This is a genomic window from Pseudomonas sp. A014, assembly GCF_052378495.1.
GTDB lineage: Bacteria > Pseudomonadota > Gammaproteobacteria > Pseudomonadales > Pseudomonadaceae > Aquipseudomonas > Aquipseudomonas machongensis.
In genome coordinates this window covers 5,271,443-5,290,239 of sequence record NZ_CP199001.1, presented here as the reverse complement: position 1 = coordinate 5,290,239, position 18,797 = coordinate 5,271,443, and the positions used below count along the sequence as shown (strand labels likewise).

Here is an 18,797-nt window from a genome sequence, read left to right as displayed (position 1 = left end):
TGGAGTCAGCAAAAAAGGCGCCTCTTTCAACGGAGCCGCCTTTTCTGATTGGGATTCTGGCTTACAACAGGTCGTACTGTTTGAGCTTCTTGCGCAGGGTGCCGCGGTTGAGCCCGAGCATCTCGCTGGCCTTGGTCTGGTTGCCCTTGACGTGGTTCATCACGCTCTCGAGCAGCGGTGCCTCGACTTCCGAGAGCACCAGGTTGTACACGTCCGTGACGGTGGCGCCTTCCAGGTGGGCGAAGTAGTTGTGCAGCGCCTTCTCGACGCTGTCGCGCAGGGTCTGGCCCTCTTCGCTCGGCGTGTTCAGGTGCTGCTTCAGGTTGGCGTTGTCGCTCACGGGCGTTGTTCCACTCACTAATGTCTCGGTCATCATCGTCATGCGGCCACCCCTTGTCCGTCCTCTGTCTCAAGGCTCTGTCGACGTTCGGCGAAAAACGCCCGAACGTTGGCGCACTGCGCTTGGGTATCTTCCAAGGCATTGAAGCGGGCGCGAAACTCCCTGCCGCCCGTGCGTGTTGCCAGGTACCAACCCACGTGCTTGCGGGCGATACGTACGCCCATCACATCCCCATAGAAGGCATGCAGCGCGGCAAGGTGCTCCAGCAGAATGCGTTCCACCTCATCCAGCCCGGGAGCCGGAAGATGCTCGCCTGTCCGCAGGTAATGCTCGATCTCGCGGAAGATCCATGGCCGCCCTTGGGCGGCACGGCCGATCAGCAGGCCGTCGGCCCCTGTGGCATCCAGCACCGCCCGGGCCTTTTCTGGCGACGTGATGTCGCCGTTGGCGAAAACCGGGATCGACACCGCCTGCTTGATTGCGGCGATGGTGTCGTACTCGGCTTCACCGGTGTACAGGTCGGCGCGTGTGCGGCCATGCACCGCCAGCGCCTGGATTCCGGCCTGTTCAGCGATCTTCGCCACGTTCAGGCCGTTCTTGTTCGAGCGATCCCACCCGGTGCGAATCTTCAGGGTGACCGGCACATCGACCGCACCGACCACCGCGTCGAGGATTTCAGCGACCAGCGCTTCATCTCTCAATAAAGCAGAGCCTGCCGCTTTGTTGCAGACTTTTTTTGCCGGACAGCCCATGTTGATATCGATGATCTGGGCACCGGACTCGACGTTGGCTCGCGCTGCCGCAGCCAGCATCTGTGCATCGCCACCGGCGATCTGTACCGAACGGGGTTCGGGATCGCCTTCGTGGATGCGGCGCAGGCGCGATTTGCGGCTGTTCCACAGGTTCATGTCGCTGGTGACCATCTCCGACACCACCATGCCCGCCCCCAGACGTTTGCAAAGCGTGCGGAAAGGCTGGTCCGTCACCCCGGCCATAGGCGCGAGGATCAGGTTGTTCTGCAGTGTATATGGGCCGATGCGTACCGCCGACATAGGTGTTCCCTGTTGTGGGGCCGGATCATTGGAGTTCGAAAAAGGGATGGCATGATACCCGCTCTCGGTGACCGGATAAAGATGGAACTGGATAAAATCTGAACAGTTGTGGGCTTATGACATTTAGGTTGGTGATGTCGCCCACCGCGCTCCCTCAGGTATGGCGTGCTACTCGGGGGAGCGGAAACTCAAGCTGTAGTTCACCGCCTTGGGGCCTGGATCGAGGATGTCCAGAGCGATGTGGATCGGTGTCTGGCTAGGCATCTCGCCACGCCCGGCCAGCTCGCCCGACAGGTACTCGCTGGGTTTGAACCGACGACTGGCGATCAACTGCCCGTTGAGGTCGGCGAAACGCAGCTCCAGCAAGGGGAAGGGTTGGCTGAAGGAGGCGCGGTTGTAGATGATCGCGTCGACGATCAGCGCGCCCTTGAAGTCCGGATGGCTGCGCACCACCAGGTTGCTGCTCTTGATACGCGCGATGTCGACTCGGGTGGGTACCTGGCAGCCGACGATCGGGCACAGTTGCTGGAACAGCGGCCGGTAACGATCGTGCCGGGCCATTTCATCGAAGTGGTAGTAGACGTACTGGAAGGCCAGCAGGCCAACGGCGAGCAGCGCCAGGAAGCCCCAAAGCAGGCGCTTGCCCCAGTTCGGTGCGGGCTTTTGCCAGTCCAGTTGCAGCGGGTCGTCGACCACATCGACCAATGGTTCCTTGCGCGCGCGCGAGGGTTTGCTGGCCAGGACCGGCTCCAGCCGTTCGTCGTCTTCGGCGCCGTCGTGGTCGTCACGTGCCGACAGGTGCAGATTCGCGACATCGTCGTCCAGGGCCGAGAGGCCTTTTTCCGGACGAGGCTCGTCGAGGGACGAGAGCCGCTCGGTGGCTGGTTCGTCGTGTTCGGCGGGAAAGTGTGCGGGGGTGTCTTCGTCGTCGAGCTCAAGCGTCTGTCCGAGGGTTGGCTCGGTACGCTCCTGGGCTATCGGTTCCAGGTCGAGGGGCTCCTGCTCGACCAGAACCGGTGCAGGTGTGGGTTGCGAGTCGGGCTCGAGGCGGTCATCGGTTGCGGTGCCGAAGGGCTCGTCACCATGTTGCTCCGGGTGCTGATCGTCACGCCGCGCCTGCAAGGATTCGTCGCGGTCGGCGTTTTGGCGCTCGGGGCGGGGGCCGCGTCGCTCCAGGCGCGCAAGCTCCTGGTCCAGATCCATGGCATCCAGCGTTGCAGCCCAGTCGTCCTGGCTCGGCGCGGGTGGCTCGACCGCAGGCGTTGCTGGCACCGGTGGCGCCACCGGTACCGTGGCGACCGGCGGCGCAACCTCCTGGCTTTGCTCGAGCAGCTGCCGGGCGGCATTGAACACCTGCAGGCACTGGCCACAACGCACCACCCCACGGGCCACGCTCAACTGGTGATACGTGACGCGAAAACGCGTCTGGCAATGCGGGCACTGGGTGACGAAACTGTCGGTCATGCGGCGATCCGGGCGTTGTGCAGGGTTGGAGTCTGGTGCTTCACGAACTGTAGCCTAGCGACGACGGCCGCTGATACGCACCCAGCCATCGCGCACGACGATCGGGTCGAGGTCGAAGTCGGCGGCGTAGGCAGCAGACACTTCCTCGCCCTGCTCGGCGAGAATGCCCGACAGCGCCAGGAGGCCACCAGGGCGCACCAGGCCGGACAACTGCGGGGCCAGGGAGACCAGCGGGCCGGCCAGAATGTTGGCGACCAGCACGTCGGCCTGCATCGCCGGCATGTGCTCGGGCAGGTACAGTGCCAGCTTCTCGTCGGCGATGCCGTTGCGCTGGGCGTTGTCACGCGAGGCTTCGATGGCCTGCACGTCGATGTCGGTCCCCACCGCTTCGCGGGCGCCCAGCAGCAGGGCGGCAATGGCCAGGATGCCCGAGCCGCAGCCAAAGTCGAGCACCTGGGTGCCTGCGAGCGACTGGCCGTCGAGCCATTCCAGGCACAGAGCGGTGGTCGGATGGGTGCCGGTGCCGAAGGCAAGGCCCGGGTCGAGCAGCAGGTTGACGGCGTCTTTCTCCGGGGCCTCATGCCAGCTCGGCACGATCCACAGGCGTTGGCCGAAACGCATCGGTTGGAAACCGTCCATCCAGCTGCGTTCCCAGTCCTGGTCCTCGATGACCTCGGCCTGGTGCTCGGGGAGCGCTGCACCGGTCAGCAACTGCAGATGGGCGAATACCGCTTCGGGCTCGGCATCGGCTTCGAACAAGGCCAGTAGATGCGTGTGCGACCACAGTGGGGTGGTGTTGAGGTCCGGTTCGAAGATCGGCTGGTCTTCGGCATCCATGAACGTGACCGAGACGGCGCCGACTTCGAGCAGGGCGTCTTCGTAGGTTTCGGCTTGTTCCGGGCTGATGGCCAGACGTACTTGCAGCCAGGGCATGGCGGGCACCTTAAATGTGGTTCGGTGTGATCGAAGAGGCAGTCTACGACTGCCAAATGGAGCATTTTACGCGAGCGCGTCCCGTACGGACAGGCCGCAGGATGATCCGTCGAACAAATAACTACCGCTGGTCGTGCCGTGGCGCTACCTAGAATTCGGGCCCCCAAGCCTACGAGGTATAGCGTCATGAACGATCAGCCCGCTACCCATTCCCCCATTGACGATTCGTCGGCCCACTCCATCATCGAGCGACTCGGGCGCTGGAGTGCGGCCTTCGAGCAACGACGCAACTCCCAGCTGAGCTTTATCGAGGCAATCGAAAGCGACGCGCTTGTGCAACTGCGCACCTACTACACCGAAGATATCGACCCGACTTTCATCCAGGACCTGCTGGATGCCGCTCTGCAGCGCCTGGCCACCCAGCAGCCGGTGCTCTATGACGAAGCAGAACATGCCATCTATCGCATCAGCGACGGTGAGCCGCTCGAAGTGCCGCTGGAACGGCGCCAGCAGGTCGAACAACTGGTGGAGGGCATCGGTGGGCGCATGGTTGAAACCTACCGGGATTACCTCACCCGCCACTGGGAGACGAAGCCCCAGGGCTTGAGTGATGTGCTCGAGTACCAGAAGCGAATCCGCCAACGTTGCGAGCAGCATTGCATCGATCTTGAAGCCGCGCTGGGCGCGCCACAGGTTGCCGCGATGACCAGTGCCCAGGTGCGGGCGCTGATTCGGGAGCAGGAGCGGGACTGGCATGCGCAGCCTGCGTTGTTGTTTCTCTCCGATGACGATGAGAAGCAAGTGATCGACAGGCTTGTCCGCAAGCACCTGCCGGAGTGGTATCGCAATTTGAATGCCGAGGACGTCGCGGCGCTGAGTGCTGCTCAGGGTGCTTGTGACGGAGCACAGTCAACGCTCGAAAACTTGCTCGGTAGTGCGCGCTCGTTGCGTGAGCATGCGGGCAGCCTGGCGAGCGCCTATCTGCGCGAGCATTTCGACCTGCCACTGTCTGCCGACCTCATCACCGTCAAATGCGAACCGTCAGCCACGGAAAATGTGAGCGTCAGGACACAGACGCTTACCGAACTGGTGATGGAAGGCGCCATTGACGTGACGCAGGTATACAAGCCGCTCCAGGTAAGTATGCCGTTACTGCATTGCAAGCCACCTTCCGCTGAGCAACTGCAGGTCTTGTTGAGCGAACTCGATGCACCGCACAGCTTCCTGACGACCCTCAAGCAACGCCATCAGGACGCTGAAGTCGGGTTGGCGCAGCTAGAACTCTATGACATGCAATTGCGCTACAGCCTGCTGATTGCCAGCAAGAAAGGGCACCTGTCGGATGCGCGTCATGATCAGGTCGTGGCATTGCTCGCCCAGGAGCCGCCAGGCGACGAGATCTGTCCTCTGCAGTTGTGGGCGGGCGCAGATTGCAGTGACTTGTTGTTGTTCGCCGTAGCAGATGACGCCTTTGTGCTGTATGCCCCTGGTAAACCAGATGGCCAGGAGTGGATAGAGCTGGTATCACAGCGCGCGCTCAACAGTGAAATCGGTGGTTGGTTGGCGGAGGAAACGGGTCGTCATTATCTGTTGAGCCAGGTTCCCTTCGTTCAACGAGCCACGGTCAGTGCATCCATCCTGAGCATTGTGGAAAAACCTTCCGAATGGTCCCTGAGTCTGGATCGCAGGCGAGCCCTGACGGGTTACGAGGCATGCCTGGCCGAACGGGTGCGCTTGAGCAATAAAAAGGCCGAGGATGAGATCGAGGCCTCTATTGCGCCGTATTACGCACTTAATCTGAACATTGGCCAAAAGCGCGTGATCAACCTGGAAAAGCAGGTGGCGTTGCAAGCTGAGCACGTGTTTGCCGCGTCGATGCAGGATTATGAAGGTTTTCACGCGTTCGCCCGGCGTACCGTCGAGACTGCCATCAAGCCTTACCTGGCCGACAAGGGCATCACCGAACAGGTTGACCCGGAGTCTATTCTGTTCGATCTGCCGTCCACAGGCACGGATACGCCGCTGACGATGAACCTGGTCGATCTGGTCTGCTATGGATATGACGACAATTCTGGCCTGGACAACCCGAATAAGGGCGTGCGCTCTCTGGTTGGCCAGGACCTGAGCGCTCTGCGCAGCCACGACTTTACGCGCTATGCACGTCGCGCTTACGTTGGCGAGACGTACATCACACACATACGCGAACACTATCTGAACGAGTCCTCGGCGGATTATGCGGCTCGCCGGAAGATGTTCGGTCGTGCGCTGATCTCGGCGATGGACCGCGATTTGCGCCTGGCCAGTATCAAGGCTGAACTCGATCAAGCGACCTATACGAAACTGATTGCACTGGTGACGGCGCTGGGGCGGACGTTGAGCCAGCCCGACATCGTCAGTGAGTCGGAAACGGTGGTCGAGAGTTCGGGGGTGTTTCGCTTGTCGATCGACGGCTGTTTCGTACTTGGCGCCTATGTCCTGCGCGATGTGGCAGACAAAGTGGCGACTGACTGGCTGTATACCCCGGACGCCCCGGATGGTGTTCTGCTGCGTCCCTATCAGTCCTTGAACGCCACAGGTACGGGCGTGCTTTACGATTATCTGCTCAACCGCGTTACGTTGGCCTCCAGATCCAAGGTCAGCACGCGCCTGAGGAGGTTGGCCAGTGGCGACAGTCATCGTGATTCCCTGCGTGGGCTCAACCAGGTGGTGACGGTGGCCGGGGAGTACAACGCGTTCATCGAGCATGCGCTCGCCGATGTCGAGGATGCGACCCTTGGCAAAGCCGAGGTCATTCGCGCCCAGGTGTTCAAAGGCGTTTTGTTCAGCGCACTGCCATTGCTGGTGTATCCGCCGTTCGCCATAGCGTTTGGTGCCTTCATGACCGCCTCCGCTTTGAAAAAGGCCATTGTCGCCCATACTCGATGGGAAACCGCGGTGGCCCTGCAGAACTGGCTGGAAGCGTCGTGGAGTTTGTTGGGGGCGGTGTTGAGTGTGCCGGGAGTGAGCCTGGGAATGCTCAAGTCAGCGCTTGCGCCCTTGCGCCAGGCAGTTGTTCGCCGCCCTCAGGTGACGGGTGCGACACGAACCCCCTCCCTGCAGTTCGACAAGTCCTGGGCAGTCAAGAGCAAGCCTGGCGATCTGCACAAGGTGACGGAGGACGGCATCTGGAAGGGCACCTACCGCAGCGGCGCCGAGGACGCTGCCAATGCAGAGCATTTCATCCACTCGGGCGGTCGTTACTACAAGGTCACACACGACGTCGAGCAGGCCACCTTACGGGTGTTCAAGGCCAATCGCCCGCAGAGCTACCATCGCCAGGCAGTGCGATTGCATGAAGATGGCCGATGGGTTGCCAACAGCACAGGCCTTCGCGGCGGCAATCATGTGCAGGATGCTGGAACCCTGACGCAGGCACGGCAAATTACCGACGGTGAGGGTGCGCCATCGCAGATACGTGGCGCTCTGCAGGGAGAAGCCGTAGTGGCGCGACACTTGGGGAGGGCGGATGACTACCTGTATACCGTCAATGCACAGTCCTGTGTGGCGGTATCCTTGTATAACCCTGCAACACGTGCAGGTGCGGTACTGCATGTTGATCACAATGTCCGCAGCCTGATCGAGCCCGCACTGCGGCAAGTGCTGACGGAGATTGGTGCTGCGCAGAATGGCGCGGGCGTCAGGGCAGTCATGGTCGGCGGCGACTGGCTGGGCGGTGTGGATATTGGCGGCGCCGTGCGTACGTTGCTCAGGCGCCAGGGAATCCAGGCAAGCTGGCAGCACTGGTCGTTTTCGTCGTGTTTTGGCGGTAGCTACGGCATGACGCTGAATCTAGGAACTGGGGTTACGCGTGTCTATCGAACGCCTGCGAGGTTGGTCGAACAAGTACTTGATCCGATCATGAAGAAGGCCAATTTCCGGTTGCCGGGTGTGCCCGCTCGCGCCTTCAGATTCAAAAGCCGTTTCCGCGCCGGCCCACTGTACGAGCGGTCAGGCGGAGTCGTGGAAGATGCTGCTGGATTGGCGCCGGCCCCGGACGAACTCGCCTTGCAGGCGATCTCAGTGGTGAGCCTCTGACAAGCGGATATCCCGCTCATGCGAGCCTGGGTGACCTGCTCTGTCCTGGGTAGATAGCAAAAAAAAACCGATGCCAGATTCTGGCATCGGTTTTTTGTGGCATCCCCGGTTTTTTCTGAAAGGCCAGTGGTTGGCATCGCAGCGATTGCCGGGCGTGCTACCTCAACAAGCGATCACTCCTGGTTGGCCAGTTTGTGCTCGAGGTAGTGGATGTTGACGCCGCCTTTGCAGAAACCTTCATCACGCACCAGGTCGCGGTGCAGCGGGATGTTGGTCTTGATACCGTCGACAACGATCTCGTCCAGGGCATTGCGCATGCGCGCCATGGCTTCGTCGCGGTCCTTGCCGTAGGTGATCAGCTTGCCGATCAGCGAGTCGTAGTTCGGCGGAACCGAATAGCCGCTGTACAGGTGCGAATCGACCCGCACGCCATTGCCACCCGGGGCATGGAAGTGCTTGACGGTGCCTGGGCTCGGAATGAACTTCTTCGGGTCTTCGGCGTTGATCCGGCACTCCAGCGAGTGACCGCGGATCACCACGTCTTCCTGGCGGAACGACAGCTTGTTGCCAGCGGCGATGCTGAGCATCTCCTTGACGATGTCGATGCCGGTGACCATCTCCGAAACCGGGTGCTCGACCTGGACGCGGGTGTTCATCTCGATGAAGTAGAAGCGACCGTTCTCGTACAGGAACTCGAAAGTACCTGCACCGCGGTAGCCGATCTCGATGCACGCATCGACGCAACGCTTGAAGACTTCCTGGCGGGCCTTCTCGTCGATGCCGGGGGCCGGCGCTTCTTCCAGTACTTTCTGGTGACGGCGCTGCAGCGAGCAGTCGCGGTCGCCCAGGTGCACGGCGTTGCCCTGGCCATCGGACAGTACCTGAACTTCCACGTGACGTGGATTGGTCAGGAACTTTTCCAGGTAGACCATCGGGTTACCGAACGCAGCACCGGCTTCGGTACGGGTCAGCTTGGCCGAGGCGATCAGGTCTTCTTCCTTGTGCACCACGCGCATGCCGCGACCACCACCGCCACCGGCGGCCTTGATGATCACCGGATAGCCGACTTCACGGGCGATGGCCAGTGCAGTTTCTTCGTCTTCCGGCAGTGGGCCGTCAGAGCCCGGCACGGTCGGGACGCCCGACTTGATCATCGCATCCTTGGCCGAAACCTTGTCGCCCATCAGGCGGATGGTGTCGGCTTTAGGGCCGATGAAGGCGAAACCGGATTTCTCCACCTGCTCGGCGAAGTCGGCGTTCTCGGCGAGGAAGCCGTAGCCCGGGTGGATGGCGGTGGCGCCAGTCACTTCGGCGGCAGCGATGATCGCCGGGATGTGCAGGTAGGATTCTTTCGACGATGCAGGGCCGATGCAGACCGATTCGTCTGCCAGGCCCAGGTGCATCAGTTCGCGGTCAGCGGTGGAGTGGACCGCGACGGTCTTGATGCCCAGCTCTTTGCAGGCACGCAGGATCCGCAGGGCAATTTCCCCGCGGTTGGCGATCAGGACTTTTTCGAGCTTCCCAGACATCGTTGGCTCTCCGCGATTCAAACGATGGTGAACAGCGGCTGGTCGAACTCAACCGGCTGACCGTCTTCTACCAGGATGGCGTCGATGACACCGCCGATATCGGCTTCGATGTGGTTCATCATCTTCATGGCTTCGACGATGCACAGGGTGTCGCCTTTCTTCACCGACTGACCGACTTCAGCGAAGTTCGGCGAGGTTGGCGAAGGCTTGCGGTAGAAGGTACCGACCATCGGCGAGCGGATCACGGTGCCTTTGAGGGCAGGTGCTGCAGCGGCTTCGGCAGCCGGGGCGGCGGCCACGGGGGCTGCGGCGGCAGGAGCTGGAGCGGCAAATTGCGCTGGGGGTGCGAAGTACTGGGCGCCGGCAGGTTGTTTGCTGTTACGGCTGATGCGAACGGACTCTTCGCCTTCCTTGATCTCCAGTTCGTCGATGCCGGACTCTTCCAGCAGTTCGATCAGCTTTTTGACTTTACGGATATCCATTAATCAGCAACTCCCAAGGTTCGGTCGGGGACTTAATTATCAAAACGTGTCGAAAACGTTTCTTCGTAGTGTTTCGAAGCCCAGGCATGTAGGCCTGGGCTTTGCGTCATCAGGGCTGTGAGTTGGCAGCCAGGTGTTCCAGAGCAGACTCCAGGGCTAGCCGGTAACCGCTGGCGCCCAGGCCGCAGATCACGCCCACTGCCACATCGGAGAAGTAGGAGTGATGACGGAACGGTTCACGCTTGTGCACGTTGGAGAGGTGCACTTCGATGAATGGGATGCTCACAGCGAGCAATGCGTCACGTAATGCGACGCTGGTGTGGGTGAAAGCGGCCGGGTTGATCAGGATGAAGTCCACGCCTTCGTTGCGCGCGGCATGGATACGGTCGATCAGTTCGTACTCGGCATTGCTCTGCAGGTACTGCAGGTGGTGGCCGGCGGCGCGTGCGCGCTGCTCGAGGTCCTGGTTGATCTGGGCGAGGGTGACGGCGCCGTAGACTCCCGGCTCGCGGGTACCGAGCAGGTTGAGGTTGGGGCCGTGCAGCACCAGTAGGGTGGCCATCTGCGGTTTCCTTGGTTTTGTAGGGCAATTCGACATAGCGCGGCGACTATGCCGCAAGAGACTAGCGAGTGTCCAGTTCCCTGCAATAGCCAGCACGATGACCGAGATTCGCGCAAAGTATGTGACCAGATGATCAGCTCTGGTCACTTCGTTGGAGAAAGTTACCGGTGCGCGGGAAGTTATAGACCGAGTTTGCTGCGCATGCCGGTGAGAATTTTCGCAAATTCGTCGGCGTTCACCTCGCCTACCACCCGATCAGTGGTCATTTCGCTGCCGTTTGCGGCAAAAAACAACAAGGCGGGTGGGCCGAACAGCGTGTAGCGGTCGAGCAGGGCGCGTTGTTCGGCGTTGCTCTCGGTCAGGTCGAACCGCAGCAGCTTGAAGCCGTTCAGCTGGGCCTGCACCTGTGGCGCGTTGAGTACTTCATGTTCGATCACCTTGCAACTGATGCACCAGTCGGCGTACCAGTCCAGCAGCACCGGCTGGCCTGCGGCCTTGGCCTGGGCCAATGCGGCTTCCAGGGCGGCAGGGGTGGTGAGGGTTTGCCACGCATCTGCCTGGAAGGTGGCGTGGGACGAGGTGCTGACGCCGGGGCCGGGCAATGGACGCAGAGGATCGCCCTGACCCGCGAGGGCGCCGTACCAGCACGCCAGTGCATAGACCAGGCAGAGCAGCCCCAGCAGCTGGGCCAGGCGTTGACGTGGGGTCTTGACCACGAACTCCAGCGCGCCGAGGAACAGCGCCACGCCTGCCGACAACAGGCCGATCAGCAGCAAGGTCACCGGCCCCGGCAACACGCGGCTGAGCAGGCCAAGCGCCACGCCCAGCAGCAGGACCCCGATCACGTTCTTCACCGTGTTCATCCACGCCCCGCTCTTGGGCAGCCAGGCGGCACCGCCGGTCGCCACCAGCAGCAGTGGCGCGCCCATGCCCAATCCGAGCGCGAACAGCTTCAGTGCCCCGCCCAGGGCATCGCCGCTGGCGCTGATATAGAGCAGGGCACCGGCCAGTGGTGCCGACACGCAGGGCGAGACCAGCAGGCTGGAAAGCACGCCCAGCACTGCAGCACCGAGCAGCGAACCGCCGCGGGTATTGCTCGCGACGCGGTCCAGGCGTTGGCTCAGGGCGTGCGGCAGCTTGAGTTCGAATAGCCCGAACATCGCCAGGGCGAACACCACGAAGAACAGGGCGAAGGGCACCAGTACCCAGGCCGACTGCAGACGTGCCTGCAGGTTGAGGCTGGCACCGAACAGGCCCATCAGCGCACCGAGCGCGGCAAAGCTGGCAGCCATCGGTAGCACGTAGGCCAGCGAAAGGCTGAAGCCGCGCCACCCTCCCACCTGGCCGCGCAGCACCACGCCCGAGAGGATCGGCAGCATCGGCAGCACGCAGGGCGTGAAGGTCAGGCCCAGACCGGCGAGGAAGAACAGCAGCAAGGTCTGCCAGCTCCAGCCCTCGGCCGTGGTGGTGGACAAGGTGCTGCCTTCGCCGGGAATCGACAGTCGTGCGGTTTCCGGCGGATAGCACAATCCCTTGTCGGCGCAGCCCTGGTAGCCGACCAGCAAGGTGAAGGCGCGCGAGTCGGTGCGCGGTACCTCGATGTCGACGATGCCATGGTAGACCTCGACATCGCCGAAGAACTCGTCGTGCTTGGCTTCGCCTTGGGGAATCCGTGCGTTGCCGAGGGCGATGTCGGCCGGCTCGCTGCGAAACTGGAAGCGATGGCGATAGAGGTAATAGCCCTCTGTGGCGACGAAGCGCAGCTTGATCGACTGGGCATCGGCGCTGATCAGGTCGAGCTTGAAGGCTTCGTGGACCGGCAGGAAATCGGCGCTGTTGGACAGCGAGGCGGCGCCGAGGGTGGCGCTGGGACGGTTGTCGAGCAGGCCCGAGGCGAAGGTGGGGCTGGCCAGCAGCAGGAACAGCAGGAGGAACAGGCGGCGCATGGCGGACTCGCGAGGCGGAACGTGCCCGGCATGATAACGGAGTTGGCTGGAGCCGGGGATGACAGGTGGTCGCAGGTTCGGCTGCTTGCAGGCCTGGCCCCTTCGCGGGCAAGCCCGCTCCCACTGGGTAGCGGCGAGGAAACCTCCTGCTGGCGCGGTTCCTGTGGGAGCGGCGGTTCGCCGCTGCGACTTGCCCGCGAAGGAGCCAAGCCTGTCGATCACACCCTGAAGGCCCCCACAGCGGTATTCAGCTCACCACCCAGTTGCAGCAACTGCTCACCCTGCTCGCGCCCTTCGCCGATGCGTTGCAGGTTGTCCTCACCGAGCGCATGAATCCGCTCGCTGTGGTCGCGGATCTCGCTCACTGCACCGCTCTGCTGAGCGGTGACGTCGGCAATCCTCACCGCTGTATCGGAGATGGTGCGAATCGCGCTGACGATCTCATCCAGCGCACCATCCGCCGCCTGGGCCTGGCTGGCGGTGGCTTCGGCGTGTTCGAGCTGGGTGCGCATGCCATTCACCGATTCGCGCGCCGCCTGCTGCAGGCGGTCGATCAGCGCCTGGATTTCGCCGGTGGCGCCGGTGGTGCGCTGGGCCAGCGAACGCACTTCGTCGGCCACCACGGCAAAGCCGCGGCCCATTTCCCCGGCGCGGGCCGCTTCGATCGCTGCGTTGAGGGCCAGCAGGTTGGTCTGCTCGGCGATCGAGCGGATCACCGTCAGCACGCCACCGATGGTCGCCGACTCCTCGGCCAGCTGTTCGATCAACTGCGCATTGCCCTGCACCTCATCGACCAGTGCTCGCAGGCCGGAGAGGCTGTGGCCGATCACCGCCTGGCCGTGCTCCACGGCGCGCCCGGCGTCGCGGCTGGCATCGGCGGCCGAACTGGCATCGCCGGCCACCTGCTGGATGGTCGCTTCGAGCTCGCCCAGGGCATCGCGGATCTGTGCGGTATCGCCTGCCTGGCGTTCGGCACCGTCATGCAGCGCGCTGCTCATGCCGGCCAGGGCATGGCTGCTGCCTGCGACTTGCTCGGCGTTGTGGCGGATGGTGCCGACCAGCGTCACCAGGTACTGGCGCAGCCGGTTGAGCGACTCCTGGATGTCGTGCAGTTCGAGGTTGGTCTTGCCAAGGGCGACCGGCTGGGCGAAATCGCCCTCGGCCCAGCGCGACAGGGCCGGCGCAAGGCTGGTGAGGGTGCGTGTCAGGCGGCGCTGCAAGGTGTCGATGAGCAGGGCGATCAGCAGGATCAGGCCGATCATCAGGCCCTGGATGACCCGGACCTCGCCAGCGATCTTCGCGTGCTGACCACGCACCTCTGGTTCCAGTCCGGCGATGGCCTTTCGCACAGCTTCGAGGCGCTCGCTGGTGCTGGCGGCCAGTGCGGCACGACGCTCGATCTGTTCACGGGTGCGCTGCAGTTCGGCCGGATAGCGACCGAGCAAGCTCTGCAATTCACGCTTGAGGCTCACGGCAACGTCCTCCTTCTGCTCGCTGCCCTGGCTTTGCAGGCCCATCATCGCGGCGAAGTCGTCGGCGTTGGATTCGGCCGCGCGGGTCACCCCCAGCAACGGCAGGCTGTCGATGATTTGCGCCTGGGCGCGGATCTGTTGCAGTTCACGCTCCACTTCGTCGGCCAGTTCCGCGCGACCGCTGCTGACCAGCTTGTCGCGGGCCAGTGCCAGGCGGCCCAGGTGCAGCGAGGCGTCCATCAGCGGGGCCAGGTAGCGACCAGCCTCGGCGCTGCCGCTGTCGCGGGCATAACCGGCCAGTTGCTCAAGGTTGGCGCCCAGCTCGCGCTCGGCTTGCAGCAGCAGTGCCTGTGGGTCACCGGCCAGCTTGCCGGCAGCCAGCAATTCGTTGGCGGTGAAGCCCTGCAGGCTGTCCAGGCTCGGGCGCAGCTTGGCGGCCAGTGCGTCTGGCCATTCTCCAAGGGCGCTGTGCAGCTGCTTGTTGGCCTCCATGGCCGAGGCGTGGCGCAGGGCGTCGCCGCTGGCCAGGTAGGCCTGGATATTGGCGGCGGCCTCGTTCTGGAACTGCTGGGACAGCCCCAGGTAGCGCTCCATCATCTGGTAGGGGCGCTCGAGTGCACGTTGCGACCACCACAGGGTTGCGCCCAGGGCGAAGCACACGGTCACCAGCAAGAGGGTGTTGAAATTGGTCAGCCACTTCAGGCGCATAGCCGCGAACTTCCTGCGGGAATGGAGAGGTAGGTGCCTGAAGTTATTGCGATTTTGTGACCGGGTGATGACGAGGACGGGGTGGCGCCATAAAAAAGTGGCAGAGTGCCAGTCTAGGGCTCGACCCTCACCACGCAATTGCGCCCCGCGTGCTTGGCCCGGTACAGCGCCTCATCCGCCGCGCTGGCCATGGTCAGCGCGTCCAGCGTGTCATCGAGTTGCACCACCCCGGCGCTGAAGGTGCACTGCAGGTCGTTCGGCTGGGCGGGATAGTGGATTTCGGCGAAGCGCTGGCGGATCTCGTCGAGGACCTTGTGCGCAGCTTCCAGCCCGGTGTTGGGCATGACGATGGCGAATTCCTCACCGCCATAGCGGCCGATGAAATCGGTCTTGCGCAGGCGCTGCTTGAGGAACAGCGCCAGGCTCTTGATCACCCGGTCGCCCATGGGATGGCCATGCCGGTCGTTGATCTTCTTGAAATGGTCGATGTCGAGCATGGCGAAGCTCAGTGGGTGTTCCTCGCGGCGAGCGCGGAAGCTGCAGTCTTCGAGCAGTTGCAGGATGTGGGTATGGTTGTACAGCCCGGTCAGGCTGTCGCGCACCATGCGTGCCTTGAGATGACGAGCGCGGGCGGCGCGGTTGCGCACGGTGGTCACCAGATGGCGGGCGCGGATCGGCTTGGTGAGGAAGTCGTCGCCACCTTCGCTCATGGCGTCGAGCTGCTTGTCCAGGTCGTCCTCGGCCGACAGGTAGATGATCGGTACGCTGACATAACGGTCGTTGTGGCGGATCACCTTGGCCAGTTCGGTACCGGTGCAGTCGGGCATGTACATGTCGAGGATGATCAGGTCGGGCTGGAAGTCAGCGAGCTCGGCCATGGTGCGGATCGGCTCGGTGAGCGTGCGGGTGATGATGCCGGCGCCGTTGAGCAGGCGCTCGGTGTGCATGGCCTGGGCGCGCGAGTCATCGATGATCAGCACCCGGAACGGGTCGTATTGGGCGGCGCTGGTCAGCAGTTCGACCTTCTCCAGCAGGCTGGACGCTTCCAGGGTGCCGGTGAGGAACTCCTGGCCGCCGGCGCGCACGGCGGCCAGGCGGGTCGGGGTGTCGGTCTCGTGGAGGCTGAAGAACAGCAGCGGAATGTGCAGCTCCAGCCTTTGCTGGGCTTCGGCGGCCAGTTTGAGGCCCTGGCCGGGGCCACTGAAATCGACATCCATGACGATGGCCGAAGGCAGGCGTTCGCTCATCGAGGCACGAAAGGCATCGGCGTTGCCCAGTGCCTGCACACCCAATCCGAAGAACTCCAGCTGTTGCGCCAGGCGTTCGGCGCGGTCATGGTCCTGCAGCAGGATGTACACCGGCTTGCGCAAGGGCGGCAGGGGCACATGATCGAGCTGGTCGCCCTTGCGCAGGCCGGTGCGCGACAAGCGTTGCATCAGGCGATTGAGCTCGCCGATCAGTTCTGAATTGAGCCGCGTGCTGTTCGCTTCGATGGCCCTCAGCGTCTGCTCGATGGCCGTCGACAGGCTGCCGTGTTCGGGCTGTTCGAAACGATCGGCGTAGCGTTGCAGGCGCAGATTGGCGTCGCTCAGCTCGCCCAGCCCTGCGCTCGACCACTCGCCACGCTGCAGGCGCTGCCAGATCTCGAGGATCTGTCGGGCCTGATGGATGACCCGCTGGGCGAAATGCTGCTTCAAGCGCTCGTGGCTGGGCTCGGCTGGCTGGGTCATGTCCTGACTGCTTGTTGGAGGTTAGGGTGCAGGTTCAATGATGGCTCTATGCTAGCAGGTCTTTTCCTGCTCGCGAGTGCTGTGAATCAACAAAGCGTTCAGGCCCGATTATTCAGTTCCCGACCCATTGGTCGCTTATGCGTATGGCGGCGTCTGCTTTATAGTGCTGGGACGCGGGCTTGCCGTGGCACCCTGGCCGAGGCCTGTGGTCCAAGCCCCTGAACCGTCATGATTGATTAAGGACAACGCCATGCTGGACTGGAAAAACCGTGAGGCCAAGGCCGAGCGCCCTGAGCGCGCCGATGGCCGTGGCGCCGCCACCCGTAGCTACCTCGGCGGCCTCTGGAGCCGCGCCCTGGGCACTCTGATCGGCCTGTACCTGCTGGTGTGCATCGGCCTTGGCTGGTACTGGAGCGAAGAGCCCGACCTGTTCCCGGTGCAACAGAACGCCCAGGCTGCGGCCGAGCGTAACGGCCAGCAGATGGTGGTTGGCTATACCACCATCGAAACCCTCAAGAACGTTGCCGGCACCCTGCTCGACAAGCCGGGCGGTTATATCTCCAACGACCGCTTCCCGCCGGGGTTGTGGATGGACAACATGCCGAGCTGGGAATATGGCGTGCTGGTCCAGGTGCGCGACCTGTCGCGTGCGCTGCGCAAGGACTTCGCTCGCTCGCAGTCGCAATCGACCGAAGACGCCGACCTGGCCAAGGCCGAGCCGCGCTTCAACTTCGACAACAAGAGCTGGATCCTGCCGTCCAGCGAGTCGGAGTTCGAGGAAGGTATCAAGTCGCTCAACCGCTATCAGGTGCGCCTGGCCGCTGGCGACCAGGGCGCGATCTTCTACACCCGCGCCGACAACCTGAACAACTGGCTGGGCGACGTTGCCACGCGTCTGGGCTCGTTGTCTCAGCGTCTGTCGGCGAGCGTGGGACGGGTCAAGCTCAACAGCAACCTGAAGACCGAAACCGTCCAGGCCGGCCAGGCACCGCAGGTCGACGAGGAAATCGTCGAGACGCCATGGCTGCAGATCGACAACGTCTTCTACGAAGCCCGCGGCCAGGCCTGGGCGCTGTCGCATCTGCTGCGTGCCATCGAGGTCGACTTCGCCGACGTACTGGCCAAGAAGAACGCCACCGTCAGCGTGCGTCAGATCATTCGTGAGCTGGAAGCTTCGCAGGAGCCGCTGTGGAGCCCGATGGTACTCAACGGCAGTGGCTTCGGCATGTGGGCCAACCACTCGCTGGTAATGGCCAACTACATCTCCCGGGCCAACGCCGCAGTCATCGACCTGCGTCAGTTGCTCTCGCAAGGATGACCATCAATCCCGCCGAGGTCGCGCACCGCGCGGCCTCCGATGCCGAACTGGTGGCCTGGGTGGACGAGCACGACCAGTACCTGGGCGCACTGGCGCGGGCCGAGTTGCGCGAGCGTGGGCTGATCGGGCGCTGCACTTTCATTCTGCTGTTCAACAGCCAGGGCGAGCTGTGCGTGCACCGGCGCACCTTGAGCAAGGCGTTGTATCCCGGGTACTGGGATGTGGCGGCCGGTGGCATGGTCGGGGCGCACGAGGAGTACGCCGAGTCTGCGGCCCGCGAGCTGGAAGAGGAACTGGGCATTGCCGGCGTGACGTTGCGCTTTCACGAGAAGTTCTACTTCGACCAGCCGGGCAACCGGCTGTGGTGCGCGGTGTTCTCGGCGGTATCAGATGCGCCGCTGCGGTTGCAGCCTGAAGAGGTCATCGAGGCGCGCTTCGTCACGGTGGAGCAGGCAGAGGCCGAGAGCCGGAAGAAGGACTTCTGTCCGGACTCGCTGGCGGCGTTGCAGCGCTACAAGGCGAGCCTGTAGCAGCCGGCGCTCCCCCACGTCGCAAAACATTCGCAAAATGCCGCAATCCAGTACTTAGCAAGCCAAGGATTTATCGTTACACTGCGCGCCCTTTTCGGGCTGTCGCAACACCTGCGACAGTAGCGCCGCCCCTGCCTGAGTGGGGCTTCGCGGTCGGTCCAGTCCCCCTGTGGTCCGACCAGTTTTTGTCCTCAGCAAGAGGAACAAAAGTGGCCAAGAAAGCTTCTTCCTTATCCGCCCTCGGCGGTCTCGTGTTTTCCACCGACGCTGGTCGGCACTGCCCCGACTGCAGCAAGCCGGTGGACGCGTGTGTCTGCAAGCAGCAACTCATCCCCGAAGGCGATGGCATCGCCCGGGTACGTCGTGAAAGCAAAGGGCGTGGCGGCAAGACCGTCACTACCATTACCGGCGTCCCGCTGCCGCTCGAGCAGCTCAAGGATCTCGCCAGCACGCTCAAGCGTCGATGCGGTACCGGTGGCGCCCTCAAAGACGGCGTCATCGAGATCCAGGGTGATCACGTCGAGCTGTTGCTCGCCGAACTGATCAAGCAGGGCTTCAAGGCGAAGAAGTCCGGCGGCTGAGCCAGTCCGCAGGATTTTTTGCCCAGTGCTTTCTAAACTCGTTTCCGTTGCCGGGGTCTACCCCCGAAGACGGACG

General features: G+C 63.0%; 13 protein-coding genes and 1 pseudogene. 4 read left to right on the top strand and 10 right to left on the bottom strand.

Going from position 1 to position 18,797, the window contains the following annotated elements; all coding sequences use genetic code 11:
- Window positions 1-61: 61 nt before the first annotated feature.
- The 4 genes from fis to prmA form a co-directional block, all read right to left on the bottom strand.
- The gene (fis, locus tag ACTYOL_RS24525) at window positions 62-382 is read right to left on the bottom strand and encodes a DNA-binding transcriptional regulator Fis (protein WP_029614158.1); all 321 of its coding nucleotides are present in this window, start codon (window positions 380-382) and stop codon (window positions 62-64) included.
- On the bottom strand, window positions 379-1,392 hold the full coding sequence (gene dusB / locus ACTYOL_RS24520; protein ID WP_054894209.1) for a tRNA dihydrouridine synthase DusB: 1,014 nt from the start codon (window positions 1,390-1,392) through the stop codon (window positions 379-381). Before dusB ends, fis begins: the two co-directional genes overlap by 4 nt.
- 168 nt (window positions 1,393-1,560) lie before the next feature.
- Window positions 1,561-2,856: a DUF3426 domain-containing protein gene (locus ACTYOL_RS24515; RefSeq protein ID WP_444757231.1), complete on the bottom strand. Its 1,296-nt coding sequence runs from the start codon at window positions 2,854-2,856 to the stop codon at window positions 1,561-1,563.
- Between the two features lie 54 nt (window positions 2,857-2,910).
- Complete coding sequence (gene prmA / locus ACTYOL_RS24510) at window positions 2,911-3,789, bottom strand: 50S ribosomal protein L11 methyltransferase (RefSeq protein WP_444757230.1); 879 nt, start codon at window positions 3,787-3,789, stop codon at window positions 2,911-2,913.
- Window positions 3,790-3,975: 186 nt separating this feature from the next.
- Between prmA and ACTYOL_RS24505 the strand changes: the two genes are divergently transcribed.
- Entirely contained in the window at window positions 3,976-7,863 is a 3,888-nt protein-coding gene (locus ACTYOL_RS24505) for a dermonecrotic toxin domain-containing protein (RefSeq protein WP_153774084.1), read from the top strand.
- A 173-nt stretch (window positions 7,864-8,036) separates the two neighbouring features.
- Here the strand turns inward: ACTYOL_RS24505 and accC are convergent, their stop codons facing one another.
- The 6 genes and pseudogenes from accC to ACTYOL_RS24475 form a co-directional block, all read right to left on the bottom strand.
- Window positions 8,037-9,392: an acetyl-CoA carboxylase biotin carboxylase subunit gene (gene accC / locus ACTYOL_RS24500; RefSeq protein WP_054894205.1), complete on the bottom strand. Its 1,356-nt coding sequence runs from the start codon at window positions 9,390-9,392 to the stop codon at window positions 8,037-8,039.
- Between the two features lie 17 nt (window positions 9,393-9,409).
- Window positions 9,410-9,874 carry an acetyl-CoA carboxylase biotin carboxyl carrier protein gene (gene accB, locus ACTYOL_RS24495; protein WP_054894204.1) on the bottom strand — a complete coding sequence of 155 codons (465 nt, stop codon included), beginning with the start codon at window positions 9,872-9,874 and terminating at the stop codon, window positions 9,410-9,412.
- 109 nt (window positions 9,875-9,983) lie between these two features.
- Window positions 9,984-10,436 carry a type II 3-dehydroquinate dehydratase gene (aroQ, locus tag ACTYOL_RS24490; RefSeq protein WP_444757229.1) on the bottom strand — a complete coding sequence of 151 codons (453 nt, stop codon included), beginning with the start codon at window positions 10,434-10,436 and terminating at the stop codon, window positions 9,984-9,986.
- A gap of 179 nt (window positions 10,437-10,615) precedes the next feature.
- Window positions 10,616-12,382 (bottom strand): protein-disulfide reductase DsbD, encoded by a 1,767-nt coding sequence (locus ACTYOL_RS24485; protein ID WP_153774083.1) that lies wholly within the window; start codon window positions 12,380-12,382, stop codon window positions 10,616-10,618.
- A 218-nt stretch (window positions 12,383-12,600) separates the two neighbouring features.
- A pseudogene (locus tag ACTYOL_RS24480) lies at window positions 12,601-13,125 on the bottom strand (methyl-accepting chemotaxis protein); the annotation flags it as partial.
- Between the two features lie 1,550 nt (window positions 13,126-14,675).
- Window positions 14,676-16,292 (bottom strand): response regulator, encoded by a 1,617-nt coding sequence (locus tag ACTYOL_RS24475; RefSeq protein ID WP_125931321.1) that lies wholly within the window; start codon window positions 16,290-16,292, stop codon window positions 14,676-14,678.
- A gap of 250 nt (window positions 16,293-16,542) precedes the next feature.
- Here ACTYOL_RS24475 and ACTYOL_RS24470 point away from each other — a divergent pair, with 250 nt between their 5' ends.
- The 3 genes from ACTYOL_RS24470 to ACTYOL_RS24460 all read left to right on the top strand — a co-directional run bounded on the left by ACTYOL_RS24470 (window position 16,543) and on the right by ACTYOL_RS24460 (window position 18,721).
- Window positions 16,543-17,610 (top strand): DUF2333 family protein, encoded by a 1,068-nt coding sequence (locus ACTYOL_RS24470; RefSeq protein ID WP_054894199.1) that lies wholly within the window; start codon window positions 16,543-16,545, stop codon window positions 17,608-17,610.
- Complete coding sequence (locus ACTYOL_RS24465) at window positions 17,607-18,140, top strand: NUDIX hydrolase (RefSeq protein ID WP_153774080.1); 534 nt, start codon at window positions 17,607-17,609, stop codon at window positions 18,138-18,140. Before ACTYOL_RS24470 ends, ACTYOL_RS24465 begins: the two co-directional genes overlap by 4 nt.
- Window positions 18,141-18,349: 209 nt before the next feature.
- The gene (locus tag ACTYOL_RS24460; protein WP_444757228.1) at window positions 18,350-18,721 is read left to right on the top strand and encodes a translation initiation factor Sui1; all 372 of its coding nucleotides are present in this window, start codon (window positions 18,350-18,352) and stop codon (window positions 18,719-18,721) included.
- The last annotated feature ends 76 nt before the right edge of the window (window positions 18,722-18,797 follow it).

Coding starts and splice junctions, on each gene's coding strand:
- dusB (WP_054894209.1), bottom strand. CDS start 1,392: ATGTCGGCGGTACGCATCGGCCCATATACACTGCAGAACAACCTGATC.
- ACTYOL_RS24515 (WP_444757231.1), bottom strand. CDS start 2,856: ATGACCGACAGTTTCGTCACCCAGTGCCCGCATTGCCAGACGCGTTTT.
- ACTYOL_RS24475 (WP_125931321.1), bottom strand. CDS start 16,292: ATGACCCAGCCAGCCGAGCCCAGCCACGAGCGCTTGAAGCAGCATTTC.
- accC (WP_054894205.1), bottom strand. CDS start 9,392: ATGTCTGGGAAGCTCGAAAAAGTCCTGATCGCCAACCGCGGGGAAATT.
- aroQ (WP_444757229.1), bottom strand. CDS start 10,436: ATGGCCACCCTACTGGTGCTGCACGGCCCCAACCTCAACCTGCTCGGT.
- ACTYOL_RS24505 (WP_153774084.1), top strand. CDS start 3,976: ATGAACGATCAGCCCGCTACCCATTCCCCCATTGACGATTCGTCGGCC.
- prmA (WP_444757230.1), bottom strand. CDS start 3,789: ATGCCCTGGCTGCAAGTACGTCTGGCCATCAGCCCGGAACAAGCCGAA.
- fis (WP_029614158.1), bottom strand. CDS start 382: ATGACGATGATGACCGAGACATTAGTGAGTGGAACAACGCCCGTGAGC.
- ACTYOL_RS24485 (WP_153774083.1), bottom strand. CDS start 12,382: ATGCGCCGCCTGTTCCTCCTGCTGTTCCTGCTGCTGGCCAGCCCCACC.
- accB (WP_054894204.1), bottom strand. CDS start 9,874: ATGGATATCCGTAAAGTCAAAAAGCTGATCGAACTGCTGGAAGAGTCC.
- ACTYOL_RS24470 (WP_054894199.1), top strand. CDS start 16,543: ATGCTGGACTGGAAAAACCGTGAGGCCAAGGCCGAGCGCCCTGAGCGC.
- ACTYOL_RS24465 (WP_153774080.1), top strand. CDS start 17,607: ATGACCATCAATCCCGCCGAGGTCGCGCACCGCGCGGCCTCCGATGCC.